The organism is Chryseobacterium defluvii, from assembly GCF_014204415.1.
GTDB lineage: Bacteria > Bacteroidota > Bacteroidia > Flavobacteriales > Weeksellaceae > Chryseobacterium > Chryseobacterium defluvii_A.
In genome coordinates this window covers 226,753-244,075 of record NZ_JACHLE010000003.1, presented here as the reverse complement: position 1 = coordinate 244,075, position 17,323 = coordinate 226,753, and the positions used below count along the sequence as shown (strand labels likewise).

17 protein-coding genes are annotated in these 17,323 nt (G+C 38.8%); 10 read left to right on the top strand and 7 right to left on the bottom strand.

The annotated features are described in order from the left end of the window. The first annotated feature begins 33 nt into the window (after positions 1 to 33). From HNP38_RS12685 to HNP38_RS12670, 4 genes are all read left to right on the top strand, one after another. The gene (locus tag HNP38_RS12685; protein WP_184190075.1) at positions 34 to 756 is read left to right on the top strand and encodes a hypothetical protein; all 723 of its coding nucleotides are present in this window, start codon (positions 34 to 36) and stop codon (positions 754 to 756) included. Positions 757 to 826: 70 nt separating this feature from the next. After that, positions 827 to 1,564: a beta-carotene 15,15'-monooxygenase gene (locus HNP38_RS12680; protein WP_184190073.1), complete on the top strand. Its 738-nt coding sequence runs from the start codon at positions 827 to 829 to the stop codon at positions 1,562 to 1,564. Further along, positions 1,564 to 2,652: an AI-2E family transporter gene (locus HNP38_RS12675; RefSeq protein WP_184190071.1), complete on the top strand. Its 1,089-nt coding sequence runs from the start codon at positions 1,564 to 1,566 to the stop codon at positions 2,650 to 2,652. Before HNP38_RS12680 ends, HNP38_RS12675 begins: the two co-directional genes overlap by 1 nt. Before the next feature lie 11 nt (positions 2,653 to 2,663). Further along, entirely contained in the window at positions 2,664 to 2,915 is a 252-nt protein-coding gene (locus HNP38_RS12670; RefSeq protein ID WP_184190293.1) for a DUF3820 family protein, read from the top strand. 44 nt (positions 2,916 to 2,959) lie between these two features. Here HNP38_RS12670 and uvrB read toward each other — a convergent pair whose 3' ends face one another. Then, on the bottom strand, positions 2,960 to 4,951 hold the full coding sequence (uvrB, locus tag HNP38_RS12665) for an excinuclease ABC subunit UvrB (protein WP_184190069.1): 1,992 nt from the start codon (positions 4,949 to 4,951) through the stop codon (positions 2,960 to 2,962). A gap of 190 nt (positions 4,952 to 5,141) precedes the next feature. Then, positions 5,142 to 6,602 (bottom strand): S41 family peptidase, encoded by a 1,461-nt coding sequence (locus HNP38_RS12660; protein WP_228461059.1) that lies wholly within the window; start codon positions 6,600 to 6,602, stop codon positions 5,142 to 5,144. Positions 6,603 to 6,662: 60 nt separating this feature from the next. Between HNP38_RS12660 and HNP38_RS12655 the strand changes: the two genes are divergently transcribed. Both HNP38_RS12655 and HNP38_RS12650 read left to right on the top strand, forming a co-directional pair. Next, a complete protein-coding gene (locus tag HNP38_RS12655) occupies positions 6,663 to 7,049 on the top strand; it encodes a hypothetical protein (RefSeq protein ID WP_184190065.1) in 387 nt (128 codons plus the stop codon). A gap of 117 nt (positions 7,050 to 7,166) precedes the next feature. Further along, a complete protein-coding gene (locus HNP38_RS12650; RefSeq protein ID WP_184190063.1) occupies positions 7,167 to 8,378 on the top strand; it encodes a PQQ-dependent sugar dehydrogenase in 1,212 nt (403 codons plus the stop codon). 49 nt (positions 8,379 to 8,427) lie between these two features. Here HNP38_RS12650 and HNP38_RS12645 read toward each other — a convergent pair whose 3' ends face one another. After that, a complete protein-coding gene (locus HNP38_RS12645) occupies positions 8,428 to 10,866 on the bottom strand; it encodes a TonB-dependent receptor plug domain-containing protein (protein WP_184190061.1) in 2,439 nt (812 codons plus the stop codon). A gap of 356 nt (positions 10,867 to 11,222) precedes the next feature. Here HNP38_RS12645 and HNP38_RS12640 point away from each other — a divergent pair, with 356 nt between their 5' ends. Next, positions 11,223 to 12,467 (top strand): pyridoxal-dependent decarboxylase, encoded by a 1,245-nt coding sequence (locus tag HNP38_RS12640; RefSeq protein WP_184190059.1) that lies wholly within the window; start codon positions 11,223 to 11,225, stop codon positions 12,465 to 12,467. A 40-nt stretch (positions 12,468 to 12,507) separates the two neighbouring features. Here HNP38_RS12640 and HNP38_RS12635 read toward each other — a convergent pair whose 3' ends face one another. The 4 genes from HNP38_RS12635 to HNP38_RS12620 form a co-directional block, all read right to left on the bottom strand. Continuing rightward, positions 12,508 to 13,122, bottom strand: coding sequence for a DUF502 domain-containing protein (locus HNP38_RS12635; protein ID WP_184190056.1), 615 nt, complete (start codon positions 13,120 to 13,122; stop codon positions 12,508 to 12,510). Between the two features lie 11 nt (positions 13,123 to 13,133). Beyond that, complete coding sequence (locus HNP38_RS12630) at positions 13,134 to 13,712, bottom strand: tRNA-(ms[2]io[6]A)-hydroxylase (protein WP_184190054.1); 579 nt, start codon at positions 13,710 to 13,712, stop codon at positions 13,134 to 13,136. Positions 13,713 to 13,816: 104 nt separating this feature from the next. Then, positions 13,817 to 14,905 carry an acyltransferase family protein gene (locus HNP38_RS12625; protein ID WP_184190052.1) on the bottom strand — a complete coding sequence of 363 codons (1,089 nt, stop codon included), beginning with the start codon at positions 14,903 to 14,905 and terminating at the stop codon, positions 13,817 to 13,819. A gap of 112 nt (positions 14,906 to 15,017) precedes the next feature. Continuing rightward, a complete protein-coding gene (locus tag HNP38_RS12620; RefSeq protein WP_184190050.1) occupies positions 15,018 to 15,905 on the bottom strand; it encodes a metalloprotease in 888 nt (295 codons plus the stop codon). A 181-nt stretch (positions 15,906 to 16,086) separates the two neighbouring features. Between HNP38_RS12620 and rplU the strand changes: the two genes are divergently transcribed. The 3 genes from rplU (at position 16,087) to HNP38_RS12605 (ending at position 17,294) form a co-directional block, all read left to right on the top strand. Then, the gene (gene rplU / locus HNP38_RS12615; protein WP_184190048.1) at positions 16,087 to 16,680 is read left to right on the top strand and encodes a 50S ribosomal protein L21; all 594 of its coding nucleotides are present in this window, start codon (positions 16,087 to 16,089) and stop codon (positions 16,678 to 16,680) included. A gap of 17 nt (positions 16,681 to 16,697) precedes the next feature. Then, on the top strand, positions 16,698 to 16,955 hold the full coding sequence (rpmA, locus tag HNP38_RS12610) for a 50S ribosomal protein L27 (protein ID WP_184190046.1): 258 nt from the start codon (positions 16,698 to 16,700) through the stop codon (positions 16,953 to 16,955). A gap of 153 nt (positions 16,956 to 17,108) precedes the next feature. Then, positions 17,109 to 17,294 carry a hypothetical protein gene (locus tag HNP38_RS12605; protein WP_184190044.1) on the top strand — a complete coding sequence of 62 codons (186 nt, stop codon included), beginning with the start codon at positions 17,109 to 17,111 and terminating at the stop codon, positions 17,292 to 17,294. Positions 17,295 to 17,323 lie beyond the last annotated feature (29 nt).

Genomic DNA, 17,323 nt, shown 5'->3' with positions numbered 1-17,323 from the left:
TATTGATGTTTACTTTTGCATAAAATTTTTTTAATGCAGAACAATTATCCTCAAAAGCAGGGAATAGATCTTATTCTGAAGCGGGCTTTTTTTTACTGGAATAAATCCCTGTTTTTTCAGTTAGCATTTTCCATTATCTATTTTGGAATTCTTTTGACCGTTTTCTTTTTCTTTGCTTCGAAGTATGGAATTCTGGAGCAGTATCGGGAGCTTTCAGGGTATCTGAAAGATGGTGTGGAAGTATATACAAGAGAAGCAGCAAAAATGGCAGCTACGGAAGAGTATCAGAAGTTTTCTCTGGCTATGGTGGGATGTACGATCTTTTTATATCCTTTAAATCTGGGATTGTACCAGATCTTCAGAAAGATAGACTTAAGTGAGAAACCAGAGCTTGGTGATCTGTTTGTGGGGTACAACGGCTTTAATTTCTTTAAATACATCGGATATTATATTTTCTGGTTTTTCATTTTTATGTATGCATTCCAGACCATTATCCTTGCTGTTGTGTGGGTTTTTATCACCTTGTTTGTTGCTCCGCTTATGTTCTTCATGGATAAGAGGATCTTTGAAGCCATTTCTTTAAATTTTAAAGCCTTAAAAATATATTTTATTGAAATACTGGTATGCGTAATCGTTGCTGTTTTCTTTAAATATATAGGTTTTGCTTTATTTTTTATTGGTGGGCTGTTTACATTTCCTTTCTGGAACGCCATGATTTACTCACTTTATAAAACCGTTTATTCAGAGAAAGGTTAAATTTAAGCAGGGTTAATGTTTTGTTGATCAAAAAAAATTAAATTTGATAAACAATTAAAAAATAAACACCATGTCTGATTTTAACGAATTTGATCAACAGGGCTCCGTTCCAGGTAGAGATACGGGATCTATTATTTCGCATGCTTTCGAAATGTATAAAGGAGTCATCCTCTATGCCATTGTCGCAATGATCGTTTATATGATAGGTGATGTTATCATTCAGTCACTTACCGGTTTCAGTTCCTGGAGCAGTTTCAAAGAAATAAGGGATTATGACGGAGATTATACACGGATCAGATATTGGGACAGTCCGGGAATTGGGTTGTATTATTCTTTTTCAGGTCTTTTTGGAATACTGCTTTCCCCGTTGTATGTAGGGTTGATCTATATTATCAATAAATACAATACTAAAAATACAATAGAGTTTTCAGACCTCTTCATCGGATATCGTCAGAACTTTGTGAATATTCTTATTTATAGCCTGATTTCCAGTATTATTCTGGTGATTTCACTGGCCATGTGTGCTGTTCCTTTCTTTTTTGTATTCCCGTTCTTCCTGATCGGATATCCTATCCTTCTTTTTGAAAACGCTTCAGCTATTGATGCTATGAGTAAGTCTTTCAATATAGCCAAAGAAAATTACGGGATCTTTTTAGGTGCTTCATTTTTAGGAGTTGTGATCAGTCTTTGCGGTATTTTCGCATGCTGTATAGGATACATTGTTACGGGGCCGTTTATTATGGCTGTGATGTATTCTGCCTATTGTGCCTATTTAGGAAAACCAAGACAAATAATGTATAATAAGTGATGATGAATAAAGATAAACAAATAAGTAGCGTTGCAATAAAGCAGGTTGCACTACTCGCTATCATATTGATATTGACAGGTTTGATCTGCTTTAATCTTGCGCTTTTTATCCCTTCTGTTTTAGGAGCAATAACGATCTATGTGGTTTGCCGCAAATATAATTTTTATCTGCAGGAGGAAAGAAAATGGAAGTCATGGCTTTCATCATTGGTACTGATGCTTGCGAGCCTTATCATTCTTATCTTGCCCATATATTTTATTGCAGACCTTTTAATTGAAAAATTAGGGAATGCCCAGGTCTATATGGCTAAATTCAATGTGTTTTTAGATAAGATACATTCATACATATATTCCAAAACAGGTTTTGATATTCTTAGTAAGGAAAACATGGATAAGCTGAAGAGTTCTGCGGGAAAATTTTCTACCTCGGCTCTCAGTGGAACTTTTAATACGCTTACCGTGATAATTTCCATGTATTTTATCCTCTATTTTATGCTGGACAGACCAAGGCTTTTTGAAAGGATCCTTGCTTCATCCGCACCACTAAAGAGAGCTAACGTTTCCCTGATTGGCGATAAAATGAGAAAGCTGATTATGGCTAATGCCATCGGGATTCCTGTTGTGGCGATCGGGCAGGGTCTCGTTGCCCTGATCGGATATTTTATTTTCGGTGCTCCAAGCCCGGTTCTGTTATTTGCCCTGACGGCTGCAGCCTCCATGATCCCTGTTGTAGGGGCTGCGATCGTTTATCTCCCAATCTGTATTTTCATGATCGCGGAAGGAGATACCGGACATGGAATAGGGCTAGCGCTTTACTGTCTGATCGTTGTGGGCTTAACCGATAACCTGTTGCGTTTTACCTTATTGAGAAAACTGGAAAATATTCACCCGTTAAACACGGTTTTTGGGATTATTATGGGAATGAACCTGTTTGGCTTTATGGGGCTTATTTTCGGGCCGATCCTTATTTCTCTTACTCTTCTTCTCATTCAGGTGTACAGCAACGAATTTTCTGATGATGATACCCCGGAACTTCAACTCCCTGATGAGAACAATGATCTGGAAAATAAAGTTGATTTAATTGTATAGAAATGGAAGAAATAAATCCGGAGATATTAAAAGAAATATGTATTGTTACAATGCCTTTTGGTAAATATGAAGGGACGATTCTCGCAGATCTGCCTATCAGTTACCTTGAATGGTTTTACAGAAAAGGTATGCCCAAAGGCAAGCTGGGAATGCAGCTTTCAACGATTTATGAAATAAAACTGAATGGGCTTATGGATCTTTTGATTCCTATTCGCGGGGAAATTAATTATGAGAAGCCTAAAAATAAAACGTACAAGTTTTAATAGGTTTCGGCGGCATCGAAGATGCCGCCGAAACCTATTGTAGCTTATTCTTTCAGGGCAGCAATCTCATCCCGAAGCTTCGCAGCTTTTATAAAGTCAAGATTTTTAGCAGCGGTTTCCATTTCTTTCTGTTTTTGCCCGATCATTTTCTCAATGTCTTCTGTGGCATAATTTGCTTTGGTTTCTGCCACTTTCTGCATGATCTCTTTCTGAGTGTACTTTTCATCAGGGAAATCTTTGCTTCGCCCGACTAAGCTTTCAGAAATCTTTTTATTTAAAGCTTGCGGAACCATTCCGTTGTCTTCATTGTACTTCATCTGTTTGGCTCGGCGGTATTCAGTTTCATCCAAAGTGGCCTGCATGGATTTTGTGATCTTATCAGCGTACATGATCGCTTTACCGTTGATATTTCTTGCAGCACGCCCAACAGTCTGGATCATTGATCTTCTGCTTCTTAGCATTCCTTCCTTGTCGGCATCCAGAATGGCAACCAGTGAAACTTCAGGTAAATCAAGCCCTTCTCTTAAAAGGTTAACCCCAATCAACACATCAAAAAGTCCTAAGCGCAGATCCTGCATAATCTGGATACGTTCCAGGGTTTCCACATCAGAATGGATGTATCTGGTGCGGATCCCGAATTTGGTAAAATATTTGGTCAGTTCCTCAGCCATTTTTTTCGTTAAAGTCGTAACCAGGACTCTTTCATCCACATCAGCCCTTTTCTGGATTTCTTCCATTAAATCATCAATCTGATTTAAACTGGGCCTTACTTCGATCACGGGATCCAAAAGACCGGTAGGCCGGATAATCTGTTCAACATAAGCTCCGCCTGTTTTTTCAAGCTCATAATCTGCCGGGGTTGCGGAAACGTAAATTACCTGATTCTGCATACCTTCGAACTCATTAAATTTCAATGGCCTGTTATCCATTGCGGCAGGAAGTCTGAAACCATATTCTACCAAGGCCTCTTTCCTGCTCCGGTCACCACCATACATGGCATGAACCTGCGGAACGGTAACATGGCTTTCATCAATAACCATTAAGAAGTCTTTCGGGAAATAATCGATCAGGCAGAAAGGCCTTGATCCGGGCTGTCTCCCATCCAGATATCTTGAGTAATTCTCAATTCCCGAACAATAACCAAGCTCCTTTATCATCTCAAGGTCAAGTTCGGTTCTTTCCTGCAATCGTTTTGCTTCCAAAGGTTTTTCAATGGAATTAAAGAAATCCACCTGCTTTACCATATCATCCTGTATGTTCCTGATTGCACCGTTCAAAGTTTCCTTTGAGGTCACAAAAAGATTGGCAGGATAAATCTGGATCTGATCGAAATTAGAGGTTACATTTCCTGTAACAGGATCAAAACTCTGGATTTTCTCAATTTCATCCCCGAAAAACTGAATCCTGATCGCATTGTCGGCGTAGGCAGGAAAGACATCAATCACATCCCCTTTCACACGGAACGTGCCTCTTTGGAACTCGTTCAATGTTCTGGAGTATAATGCATTAACTAAAGAGTGAAGCAATGCTGTTCTGGTAATTTTTTCACCAATTCCGACAGAGATCAGAGACTTATGAAATTCCGAAGGATTTCCGATACCATAAATACACGAAACCGAAGCAACGATCAGTACGTCTCTTCTCCCGGAAAGTAAACTTGCTGTGGCGGAAAGACGCAGCTTTTCTACTTCTTCATTGATGCTCAAATCTTTTTCAATATAAGTTCCGGTCGTGGCAATATAGGCTTCCGGCTGGTAATAATCATAATAACTTACGAAATACTCAACAGCGTTTTCCGGAAAGAATTCCTTGAATTCCATGAAAAGCTGAGCTGCCAGTGTTTTGTTATGAGCCAATACCAGGGTAGGTCTCTGTACATTCTGTACAACATTGGCCACGGTAAATGTTTTCCCTGATCCTGTAACACCTAATAAGGTCTGGTATTTCTCCCCGATCTCTATGCCATCAGTAAGCTTTTCAATAGCCTGAGGCTGGTCTCCGGTAGGTTGATATTCTGATTGAAGCTTGAAATTCATATCTCAAATTTACAAAATAAAAAAGAGTCCTGAAGAGAACTCTTAACATAAAATATTCTTAAAATATTCCTGAGGAACTTTAATTTTATAACCTTTAAATCAAAATAGGTTTATGTAATTTTCAACCCTACAGTTTTCTAAAGCCTATAAGGTGAAAGCGTAATATACTCATTGAGCAAAACTCAATTTCTTATTTATTCTTTTTAGAAAGATTAAAATCCTGAATGTAGAGCTCAGTTCCGAATCTTATCAAAGTCTTATTATTGGCAATAAAACTTTGAGTACGGTTAAAGTTTGCCTGGGGAGCAGATGTTTTGAATATATGTCCCGTGATCAAAAAAAGAGCTTTGGAAAGAGCAGGATCGGTAGGGTTTCCAAACTCTTTGATATTCCCGAAATTATCATAATTATTAATCGGATGGTCGGGAATAAAGCCTTTCGTGGGATGTGAATCATTATTTGAATTGAAATAGGCGAAAGTTATAGGCTGCATGGCCCAGTTATGCCCTTTGCTTCTCGCACTGTATGAGGTAAAATCCTGATTGGGAGAGTCAAATAAGGTGATAGATCCGACAAATTTCCCGTATGTTTCTGAACCTATCGTAACAACATTAATATAAGGAGAAAGTGCATCAATGGTTAATTCGCTGGCAGAGGCCGTTCCGCCCGATGTAAGGATGTATATATTGCCTAAATTAAGGCTGTTGATGGCTTGTTCTCCTGTTTGCTGGGTGCTTCCGTTGACCAATGAATATGTTTTTACTTTATTTGAAAAATTTTCTGTAGTATCATACGCGTTATGCTTATCATTGAAGTCCGTTCTTACATAGGGGTTTCCGGTAAATTGTCCGGTAATCATCTGTCCCAGAGCAACGGCGGTTTCTACAGAACCTCCTCCGTTATACCTTAGATCCAATACCAAATCTGTAATGTGATCCTGTTTCATCTGAGCAAAAGCAGCATTTAATTCATCATTATAATTTGATTTAAAACCATTATACACCAGATAGCCTACCGTTTTACTATTATGAGAGAAGGTTTTGTAATAGGCTACCGGATTTTCTTCAATAACAGCTGTCGTGATAGAGACTGTTTTGGATATTCCTGATGTAGTTACCCCGTTCCCGGATACGGAAACATTTTGTGCGATGGATAAAGAAAACTGATCATTAAGCAACTGGCGGTAATTGTTAACGTTCAGGTCTGCACCGTTTACAGCGACAATTACCTCCCCTCTGGATAATCCTGCCTGTGCAGCAGGAGAATTAGGAACAACATAATTAATGATTCCTGCCACATTGAAATTGCCATTGTCTTTATAATACAATGTAAAATCCATGCCCGAGCTTTTTGAAATTCCGTTGAAGCTTTGTAGCAGGGCGTCTACATCATTTACGATCCAGGAATAGCGGTCTTTATTCGGGTAATCATACAGCAGACTGTAAAAAAGATTGTCAGGAGATTTATCCCTTAAAAAATTTATATAATTGGAAGGTGAGGAAAAAGCATTATCAGCCAATGAAGGTACATTGGGTTTCCAGTAGTACCAGGAATTGAGCCCTTTCCAGACGAAATCATTGATGTCTGATGTAGCAGCCTCATTATCATCGTCTCTGTGGCATGAAAATATTAAAAAAACACTCAAAACCATAAGGAAAATTTTGTGCAAGGCTTTCATAGTTTCATATATTTGTTTTAATAATTCAAAATTATGAAAGTCAGGAACATATACAATGCTATTTTAATATCTTTTTTATGGAATCTGATGATTGCTTCCTGTCAGCACAAGAATATGCCGAAAGATTTTCCTGACATTAAGGCAGAGTATTCTATTTATCAGAATAGAGAAGAAAAAGGATATACCGTTTCATTTGTTTTATCCAACGGAAATTATCAGCCTACAGCAGTAGTGATCAATAAAATAGAACAGAAAATTGTTCCGGAGCACAAAGAGGGACTTCATTATCACATAGATGTTAAAACAGAATCCCGGATATTGAATAATTTTAAGCCTGAAGCCTCAGAAAACCCTAACGGAATATTTTTCAGAACCAATTCAGGAGATTATTTTCAGAAAGTAAACTTTAAACTAAAATAAATTCTTATAAAGAAAAACGGAAGTATTTTATATTTTAAAGAAAGTAAAGCTGCTCTGTTGATGACAAAAAATAAAAGATTTAGTATAATTTTTGCTGGGATTAATTAAAATTGTAATATGAAAGTCAGTACCAGATCTATTTTAACTGCCTCTGTTCTGTTATTAATTTCCTGCACGGGAAAATCTCAGAAAAATGAAAAAGAAAATAGTGGCAGTGTAGAAACACAAAAGCCTAATTCCAACTATAAACCGGCTTTTGAAGGACAAACAAGAATTAATGCAGTGAAAACATCTGCGCCCTACCAGGTAGAAGTTTTAAATACAGATTTAGGAAGGCCTTGGGGAATTATTAATCTGCCGGACGGAAGATTTCTGATTACCGATAAAACAGGCTACATGAATGTCGTTTCCAGTGACGGAAAAAAGGTCTCCAAAATTTCAGGATTTCCGAAAGTAGACTCAAAAGGACAGGGCGGAATGCTGGATGTGGCACTTGATCCCGACTTTAAAAATAATAATATCATTTATTTCAGCTTTTCAGAACCCTTTGGAGAAGGAAACCTGACTTCAGTTGCAAAAGGAAAATTATCTGCTGATCTTAAGAATATTGCAGATGTAAAAGTCATCTTCCGTGCAGAACCTTCTTATGACGGTGATAAGCACTACGGGAGCAGACTGGCTTTTGACAAAGACGGATATTTATTTGTCAGTACCGGCGAAAGGTCAGATAGAATAACCAGAGCGTATGCCCAGAAAACAGATAATTATTTAGGAAAGATCCTTAAGATTACCAAAGACGGAAAACCGGCACCCGGAAATCCTTTTATAGGAAAAGCAGGTTATAAACCTGAAATTTATGCCTATGGAGTAAGAAATCCGCAAGGAATGGCGATTGACCTTAACGGTAGTCTTTGGGATGTAGAAATGGGCCCCAGAGGAGGCGATGAAATTAATCTGATCCAACCGGGTAAAAATTACGGCTGGGGAGATGTAACCTATGGAATAGAATATTCCGGGGATAAAGTAGGGCAGGGAATTACCCAAAAAGAAGGAACTGAACAGCCTGTTTATTATTGGGACCCAGTCATTTCTCCAAGTGGTGTTACCTTCTATACAGGAAATATGGAGGAATGGAAAGGCAATCTTTTTATCGGCTGCCTAAGTGGTGAGCATATCAACAGGATAGTGATGAAAGACAATAAAGTTGTCGGGGAAGAGCGCCTTCTGGAGGATCGGAGAGAACGTTTCCGGGATGTACTGGACGGAATGGGTGGCAACCTCTACGCAGTTACAGATAGTGGCAAATTGTATAAAATTTCAAAAAAATAAGCAGAAATAAAAAGCTCCTGAATAACTCAGGAGCTTTCTTAAAAAAATATTAAAATTTGAAATTGAGTCTTGCAAAAGCCTGCCGTCCCGAGAAGCCCATCTGCACAGGGTCAAAGATTCCTCCCGACTCTGTATTTCCGTCTGTGACATGAGCGGTCTGTAATGTGGGATACCTGTTGAATAAGTTTTTACTTCCTATAGTTAGACTAAGGTTTTTAGAAAACTCATATCCGAACGATAAATCGGTAGTGACTTTTGGATTATAAGTCTGGAAATCGTCTGCGCCGCCGTAACCGATAAGGGTAACTTTATCAAATCTTACAAGCTGTACATTTGCATTGAACTTGTTTATCCTATAGTTTAAGCTTAAATTGATTTTTGTTTTAGGGGCAGAAGCCAATATAAAGGCCTGCTCCCGGGGGCTTAAATAAATTTCTTCCTTACCTCTCAGTCTCTCGGAAGTATGCACATCCGTGATCTCCATTTCATTATAATTTCCTGCTAAAGTGGCTGTTAATCTTCCGTTCCCTATAGTTTCATTGTAGCTCAGGATAACATCCACTCCTTTGGTTCTGGTATCTATGGCGTTAGAGAAAAACTGTGCCTGATCTATATAGGGATTCTGATCCTGAACATCCTGCGGCAGATCGTCTCTTGAAAAGTTACCTGTCAATACGATCCTGTCTTTTACCCGAATATAATATCCATCAACTGTTGCTGTAAATTTCCCGGTATTGAAAGTAAATCCAAAACTGCCGTTTAATGAAGTTTCCTGTTTCAGCTGAGGAATTCCCACATCTTTTGCCAGGCTGCTGTCATTGGAAGCAAGCTGAATGGTCACCAGATCTCCTCCCTGAAAATTGGTAAACTGGAGACTGTAGTATTTTTGAGCCAGCGAAGGCGCACGGAATCCGGTAGAAACAGACCCTCTGAAAGCAAACTGTTGGCTTAAGGCATATCGTGCCGCAAATTTTCCGTTGAAAGTGCTTCCAAAGTCATTATAATTTTCAAATCTTCCGGCCAGGCTTATCATGAAGCTTTTGGTAATATCAAGTTCGGTATCTATGTAAGCGGCAAAGTTGTTCCTGCTTTTTTTGACTTCCTGGGAATATCCCGGAAAACCTTGGGAACCTCCGGGCCTTACGTCTCCGCTTAACGGATTGGTAACCAATAAAGCCGGATCTGTGTCTGCTGTTACAACATTTCCGTTAACATCATACATAGCGTACGATGCTTCTTCTCCTTTCAAGATACTGAATTTTTCATACCGGAACTCAGATCCGAAGGAAATGTTCAGTCCTTCCAGCACTTTAAATTCTTTTGTGGCGTTTACCCCTGTTGTATTCTGGAGGAGAGAATGTCCGCCTGCATTAAAGCTTCTTGGCGAATTCGCACCCAAAGTAGCATTGATCGTATTGTCTATCTGATACGTGAATCTGTTGTTTCCGAAAGCGTTGTAAAAATCAACATTCCAGTCGGCAACTTTAAACTTCAGCCCATTGTCAAAGGTAAAATCCGAGATGCTGGTATCCTGTATCGGATTGAAGCCGTTAGGATAAACTTCCGGGATATTTCCATCGGCATCAGCACTCCTTGTCCATGCATAAGCGTCGGTATTTCTATGGGAGAACCCGGGATGGGAATAGAATTTCAGATTATCGGACAGCGGGATCTCAATATTTCCGAAGAAATAGAAGTTCTGGGATTTTGCATCTCCAAAACGCTGTCTTGGGGCATCATACATGGCAGGATTTGCATTCCTTATGGCATATTCCTTATTCACAAACTCTGCGGTAAAATTCCCGAAGCCTCCTTTAGTACCTATTTTTGTCCCGTAATTACCGCTAAAATCAAAAGTATTACCGTCTATTTTCCGATCTGAAACCACATCGTTATCGCCGGGACTTTTAAAAAGATTCATGCCGTAAAATGCATTTCCCTCAAAACCGCTGCTGCGGTCATTCAAAACCACATTGATCACGCCGGCAATAGCATCAGAACCATATTGTGCCGAGGCTCCGTCACGAAGGACTTCCACTCTTTTTATGGCCCCGATAGGAATGGTATTCATATCGTATCCTGTATTTCCACGGCCTTTTGTTCCGAAAAGGTTGATGAGTGAAGACTGATGATACCTTTTACCATTAAGTAATAATAGGGTCTGGTCCGGACCCAATCCTCTTAAAGTTGCAGGATCTACGGCATCTGCCCCGTCTGAACCGGATTGTTTGTTGGAATTAAACGAAGGCGCAGCAAACTGAAGTAACTGATTTACTTCTACCTGACCGGTAGACATGCTTACCTGTTTGATGTCTATTACATCAATAGGCACTGCGGTGTTCACAACGGTCCTCTTTTTGCTTCTGCCGCCGGTAATGGATACCTCTTCCAGCCTGGCTTCTTTTGAAATGGTATCCTTTACTTCCTGGGCATACAACATGGATGTTGCACCCAGAAAAAAGAAGGCGCCTATACATTTAATTTTCATATCTATCTTTAAGTTTGAGTTATTGGTTATATCAAAAATATTAAATTCTTGTTATAAATCAGTAAAAAAAATCACATTTCTTTGATAAATTTCATTTGATTAAATATTTTTCATAAAAATGAAGAAAAATTTTAATTCTTCAAATCGTTATCCCGGAATTTTTTTTAAAGAATAACAGTAAGCTGTTAAATAATTATGTCTAATTATATTTTCTTGGGAGATTTCTGTAAAAGTGCATTTATGCTTTGAAAAACGATAAAATTTTATACATTAAAAAAAAAGTGTAATTTTGGAGATAACTTCCTGCTAAAGGGGAAATAAGAGTAAAATCCATATTAAATCAAAAAATCAGGAAAATGCATTGGCCCAAACTTTCTACAACAACCATCAGGCAAAAAGTATTTGATGCATTGCATAAAAACCTGAATTATACTACCGAATCTATTCTGGGCCTTCCGGGAACTTATCTGGATCAGGAACAATTTTATGATTCGCCTTTCTTAAAAGAGGCTCCGTTTCTTTCGGTTTTAATGAATAACCCTAATCATATCGGCTGCCATACCTACAGCCAGGGGGAGATGTATTTTTCTGGGACCCAACAGCTGGAAATAGATCTTTTAAGGATCTGTGCCGAAGAAATATTCGGAGCTGAGGAATCCGGCTATGACGGCTATGTGGCTCCGGGAGGTACGGAAGCCAACATTCAGGCGCAATGGATGTACCGCAATTATTTTATGCAGGAAAAGAATGCCGGGACCTCTGAAATAGGGGTTGTATTTTCTGAAGATGCCCATTATTCTGTGTACAAAGGAGCTAATTTATTAGGAATACACCCTATTGCAGTTAAAGTAAACCATAATGACAGGAAAGTTCTATTGGAAGATCTTCACAAGCAGCTGAAAGAATCATACGATAAAGGGATCAGGTATCTGATTATTCATCTTTCTATGGGCACAACCATATTTGGCAGTATAGATGAACCTCAGTCTTTTCTGGAAGTTGTAAAGCAATATTTTGAACATTATTTTGTACATGTGGACGCTGCTTTTGGAGGGTTTATTTACCCTTTTTCTGCACAGAAAACAGATCTGACCTTTCGGAATCCTGAAATCAGCTCCATTACGATCGACGGACATAAAATGTTGCAGTCTCCTTATGGCACCGGAATATTTTTATGCAGAAAAGGCCTGATAGAAAAGGTGCAGACGCCTGAAGCAGCCTATGTATACGGTTCCGATTTTACCCTGTGTGGCAGCCGCTCAGGGGCAAATGCGATATCGATCTGGATGATCCTGATGACGCATGGTTCCGAAGGCTGGACAGAAATAATACAAAAATTAACAGGCCTTACAGATTATCTATGTAATGCGTTGGATGAGATGGGCGTTAAGTATTACAGGAATCCTTATATGAATATTGTGGCAATTGATTCTAATGATGTGTCTGAAGAGCTTGCAAAGCAGTATTATCTTGTGGCGGATAATTATAAGAATCCTCAATGGTGGAAGGTCGTGGTCATGGCACACGTTAAGCAGCCCATGATCGATGATTTTCTACAGGATCTGAAAAAAGAAAGAAAACAGCCGGAACTTACCAGTTAAGATTTTAATGGGATTCGGTGTGTAATTAAGCTATAAAGGATTATTCAGCCTTAAAAATATTCTCCTCAGAATGAAAACCGGCTACACCGCCGCTTACCGCAAACTTCATTGCCGAAGCAGCAGTCATTCCCACTACAGGTTTGATGTTTTTCTCTTCCGTAACAATTACCCAGCCCGAAATAGCATAGGAGTGAGGTAAATAAACGGCTACATAATTATGTTTTTCCACATCAGCCATTTCTTTTTGAGTTAAAAACCCGATTCTCCAGATCTCCGGATTTTCATTGGTTTTTACCCAGACAGGATCGTTGAATTTCTTTTTGTCTCCTACGAATGAGGACATGACATCTTTTGTGGGAGTATAAATATGTTTTACTCCCGGAGTTTTTTCCAGCAGGCTGTCCATGGTATCAAAAAAGAACCTTCCGATCACAAATTTATTTCCTAAATATCCTAAAAGAGCAGTCAGCAAAATGGTGGAAATAAATACCAGTCCCGGGATCTCTTTGGCAACGGACGGAATGATATTATCAATGGAGGTTACAATATACCATATCACGAAAATGGTAAGCCCGATAGGGCCAATGATCACCAGCCCCTGAAAGAAGTTTTTCAGGAAAAAATTAGCAACGCTTTCAAAAGTCAGTTTTTTCAACTTGAATAGTATTATCCGTGTATTGTTTCTTTATTACCATAAGACCGGATGATCTTTGCCTCATACTCCAGCCATTCTTCCCAGCGTTTATTCACATTCTCAGGATCTCCCAGCTGTCTTGCAAAACCGATGAAAGTAGTATAATGATTGGCTTCAGAGATCATAAGTTCCCGGTAAAAGACCTTCAGTTCTTCGTCCTGGATGTTCTCGGTGAGCACTTTGAATCGTTCACAGCTCCTTGCTTCAATCATAGCGGCAAAAAGCATTTTATCAATGATCAGGTCTTCCCGGCTTCCCTGTACAATGAATTTGGCAAGTTCATTCACATAATCATCTTTTCTCGCCCTTCCGAAGGTATAGCCTCTTTTCTTAATGATCTCATGTACCTGATTAAAATGATCCAGCTCTTCCTGTGCTATGGCAAGAAGTTCTGTAACAATTTCAGGGTATTCCGGTAGCATGGTGATGAGAGAAATGGCATTGGTAGCCGCTTTCTGTTCGCACCAGGCATGATCCGTTAAAATTTCTTCAATGTTTCCTTCCGCAATATTGGCCCACCTGGGATCAGTAGGAAGTTTCAGCTTAAACATATTTAAATTTTCTGCAAATTTAAAACAAATTGCAATAAATAAGAAGATTTATCCCTATTTGTGGCAATTTACTTATTTATAATGGTGCAACTCTCAGTGTTATTCTAGGAAGCCGTTTTCTTTCGCAGGTATTCCAGTATTTTCCATCCGGAATTGTCGACTTTCTTTAAGCCTTCCGCTATAATATAGGCCAGGATAATATTAATGATATATATGAAGATCATCAAAAGCCACCAAGCCATCTTTTCCTTCAAAGGAATCACCAAAAAATAGACCAGCGAAGAACTTATTCCCTGCGCAAAATAGAAAAAGATCGCATTTTTTCCGATATGGGTGATGAGGTTGTCTTTAGTAACCTTTAATCTGTTATATAAGACAAATAAGGTTACCAATGAGAATAAAGTCCATATGATATAAGGGATTTTCGGCGGAAATTTATTTTTATTGATCCTATAAAAAATGTCACTTCCGTAATGCCAGAACATCCATACCAGAGCACAGGCAACCAAGCCATAAAGAACAGGAATTAATTTTCCCGGGATTTTTTTTCCGCGCATTGTATTGGCAATAAGGAAAACAGCCAGATAAAATGCAACATACCCCACCTGCCCGGACGGATAATACCATGGAAAAATATTAAAAAGCAGAGTTAAAATTCCACAGATGGCAATGAACCAATGAATATGCTTAGGAAAGAATTTCAGGATCAAAACTCCAAAAACGGTTATGATAAAATAGACTTTGAGATACCAGAAACTTCCCATTACTACCGGGAAAGTATCTGCATTGGTATACTGATGAAGATACCAGTTCCCTAAATTCTGCCACTGAGGCTGTGCCGAAATATCTATTGCAGTGTATTTTGACCCGAATGTGGAATAAAACTGATGGAGCCATTCCGGAGAGAAGAAAGCCAGCCCGAAAACTTTGAAGAAATAATCCATAAAGAACAGGAAGGTCACGAAGATCATATAGGTGATCTGTAGCTTCAGCAGCCTGTACAGTGTTTTCTCAATATTGGAGCCTGAAGTAATGCCGCTTAAGGCATAAAATAAGGCAACATCAAAAACCAGTGAGAAAACCCGTACTTCTGTAGGAATATAAAATTGTCCTGACCAGAAAGCAGTATGGATAAATATGATGGAAATTGTAGCCAGTCCTTTGGCAAAATCAATGTAGAGATCTCTGTTCATTGTGATAGATGATAATAAACTAAACCAAAAGTAAATAAAGTTTATGAATTACAGCCAATAAAAAGAGGTAAGACAATGCTTACCTCCTTCTTAAATATGTTGATAATGAATGTTATTTAAGATGTTTGAATTCCTCAGCAGAAATTTCCCCGGTCTGGATCTTTTTCAATTCTTCTATATACTGGCTCATATAAGCATCGATTTCCGGGTTTCTTGTATTTTTTGCCATTTTGTATGTGCCGTTCAGAACGCCCTGATAATAATAGAAGAAATTATAATCAAAATCAGCTGCTGAAAGGGCATACTGACCTAAAAGGAAACCTAAGCGGACAGCAGATCTTCTCTGAGCGGGTGTCCCGTGGTGACTCGGGTGGGTAGTCTGGTAATCTCCGATGCTTTGGGCAAATTCATAAGCTGCCGCAATCTCGGTAAAGGAAGATTTGTTATACCCTGCAGGCCTTCTTAAATAGTATCCTGCAAAACCGTCTGCTTCCAGCTCATTCGGTCTTGCTGTCGACTCGCTTACGGACGGGAGATTATAGATGTATTGTAACTGATGGCCATACTCATGAGCAAGGATCATTGCGTTTACGATATCACCGCCTTTGGATTTTGCATCATAATAGATGGCATACCCGTAATAGATCTTACCGGTAGAATAGGAAATGGCATTGTAGGTTGAGTTGAAACTGGACGGGTCATCCACAAACCGGAGGGTAGGATTGCTTCTTCCCCAAAGGCTGGCAATCTTGGTCATCTGCGAATTCATAAAGTTGGTGTCTGTGGAATTCTGAAGTGCGGTTTTCAAAACAGAGGATGAGGTCCAGTACTGGTCTACATAGGAGCAGATTTTTTCGATGTCTCCGGGTTGTTCAATTTTTGCACTTTCCGCCTGGGATTCCGGTAATACGGTTTCTTCCATTTTGTCATCGTTACATGCTGTCAGTGAGAATACAGCCATTGCTCCTGCTAGTAAGGAGAATTTAAAGTTTTTTTTCATATAAATAATTTTGGTGAAGACGAAGGTATAAAATTATCTTCTATATATCAATGCATTATGAGGAGAAATTATTCAAAACATAGTGAATTGTTTGTTGTTGTAAAAACATTAAACTGATTGTGTGTTAATTATAAAATAATTTGTATATTTGCACCTCGAAATAACTAAAAATTTATAAACAATGTTTGCAATTGTAGAAATAGCAGGGCTTCAATACAAAGTTGAGCAAGACCAGAAGTTGTTTGTAAACCGTTTAAAAGGAGAGAAGGGAGACAAAGTTTCTTTTGACAAAGTTCTTCTTACCGTAAACGGAGCAATCACTGTAGGCGCCCCGGCTGTAAGCGGTATTACTGTTAACGCTGAGATCTTAGACCATGTAAAGGCTGACAAAGTAATCGTTTTCAAGAAAAAAAGGAGAAAAGGTTACAAAGTTAAGAACGGTCACAGACAATCTTTAACTCAAATTCAAATTACAGGGATCACCGGATTTGAAGGAGGTGCTAAAAAGTCTGCAGCTAAGAAAGAGACGACAGCAAAAGCAGAAACCAAAACAGAAATTCTTTCAGACAATGCAACCGTTAACTTCAGTGAAGATCACGAACTGAACTATCACTTAAAGAAAAACGGTTTATCCCAGTCTAAAGATAACAGAGAAGCTTTAATTACTCTAGGTAAAGAAGTAAAAGCTGAATTAGGAAAAGATGTTCTTACCCATGAAGAAGTAGATGCTGCTATTGTAAAGAATATCGGAAATTTCAAAGCTCTTAATAAATAATATAATCCAGAAATAAAATGGCACATAAGAAAGGAGTTGGTAGTTCCAAAAACGGTAGAGAATCTCACTCTAAAAGATTAGGAGTGAAGATTTTCGGAGGTCAGGATGCTATTGCCGGAAATATTATTGTTAGACAAAGAGGTACTCAGCACCACCCGGGTTTAAACGTGGGTATTGGTAAAGACCACACTTTGTTTGCTTTAGTAGACGGTAAAGTAGTTTTCAGAAAAAAAGCGAATAACAGATCTTTTGTATCTGTAGAGCCTAACGCATAATCTACGCGTTATATAAAATAAAAAAGCCCCGGCATTTGCCGGGGCTTTTTTATGGCCTTTCCGGAATAAAATGTTTTATTATATTTGGTATACCAAATCGAACTGCGTAAGCCGAAAAGCATACAGAGTAGGCGCAAATTAAAACAAAATAATATGAAAAATTTAAAAAGCCTAAAGAGAGAGGCGCTTAAAAATGTAATGGCCGGTGCAGCTCCGGGAACCGGCTGTCTGCCATGTGATATCTACTGCAGCATTCCTGAAGGGAAAAGACCTTCCTGTAATATAGTGTATATCGTAGCCCACTGCAATGGCTGCAAAGGATATCCCTCAGAATATTAACAATAAAAAAACCAGCTTTACATAAGCTG

Coding starts and splice junctions, on each gene's coding strand:
- HNP38_RS12685 (WP_184190075.1), top strand. CDS start 34: ATGCAGAACAATTATCCTCAAAAGCAGGGAATAGATCTTATTCTGAAG.
- HNP38_RS12680 (WP_184190073.1), top strand. CDS start 827: ATGTCTGATTTTAACGAATTTGATCAACAGGGCTCCGTTCCAGGTAGA.
- HNP38_RS12675 (WP_184190071.1), top strand. CDS start 1,564: ATGATGAATAAAGATAAACAAATAAGTAGCGTTGCAATAAAGCAGGTT.
- uvrB (WP_184190069.1), bottom strand. CDS start 4,951: ATGAATTTCAAGCTTCAATCAGAATATCAACCTACCGGAGACCAGCCT.
- HNP38_RS12660 (WP_228461059.1), bottom strand. CDS start 6,602: ATGGTTTTGAGTGTTTTTTTAATATTTTCATGCCACAGAGACGATGAT.
- HNP38_RS12655 (WP_184190065.1), top strand. CDS start 6,663: ATGAAAGTCAGGAACATATACAATGCTATTTTAATATCTTTTTTATGG.
- HNP38_RS12650 (WP_184190063.1), top strand. CDS start 7,167: ATGAAAGTCAGTACCAGATCTATTTTAACTGCCTCTGTTCTGTTATTA.
- HNP38_RS12645 (WP_184190061.1), bottom strand. CDS start 10,866: ATGAAAATTAAATGTATAGGCGCCTTCTTTTTTCTGGGTGCAACATCC.
- HNP38_RS12640 (WP_184190059.1), top strand. CDS start 11,223: ATGCATTGGCCCAAACTTTCTACAACAACCATCAGGCAAAAAGTATTT.
- HNP38_RS12630 (WP_184190054.1), bottom strand. CDS start 13,712: ATGTTTAAGCTGAAACTTCCTACTGATCCCAGGTGGGCCAATATTGCG.
- HNP38_RS12625 (WP_184190052.1), bottom strand. CDS start 14,905: ATGAACAGAGATCTCTACATTGATTTTGCCAAAGGACTGGCTACAATT.
- HNP38_RS12620 (WP_184190050.1), bottom strand. CDS start 15,905: ATGAAAAAAAACTTTAAATTCTCCTTACTAGCAGGAGCAATGGCTGTA.
- rplU (WP_184190048.1), top strand. CDS start 16,087: ATGTTTGCAATTGTAGAAATAGCAGGGCTTCAATACAAAGTTGAGCAA.
- rpmA (WP_184190046.1), top strand. CDS start 16,698: ATGGCACATAAGAAAGGAGTTGGTAGTTCCAAAAACGGTAGAGAATCT.
- HNP38_RS12605 (WP_184190044.1), top strand. CDS start 17,109: ATGAAAAATTTAAAAAGCCTAAAGAGAGAGGCGCTTAAAAATGTAATG.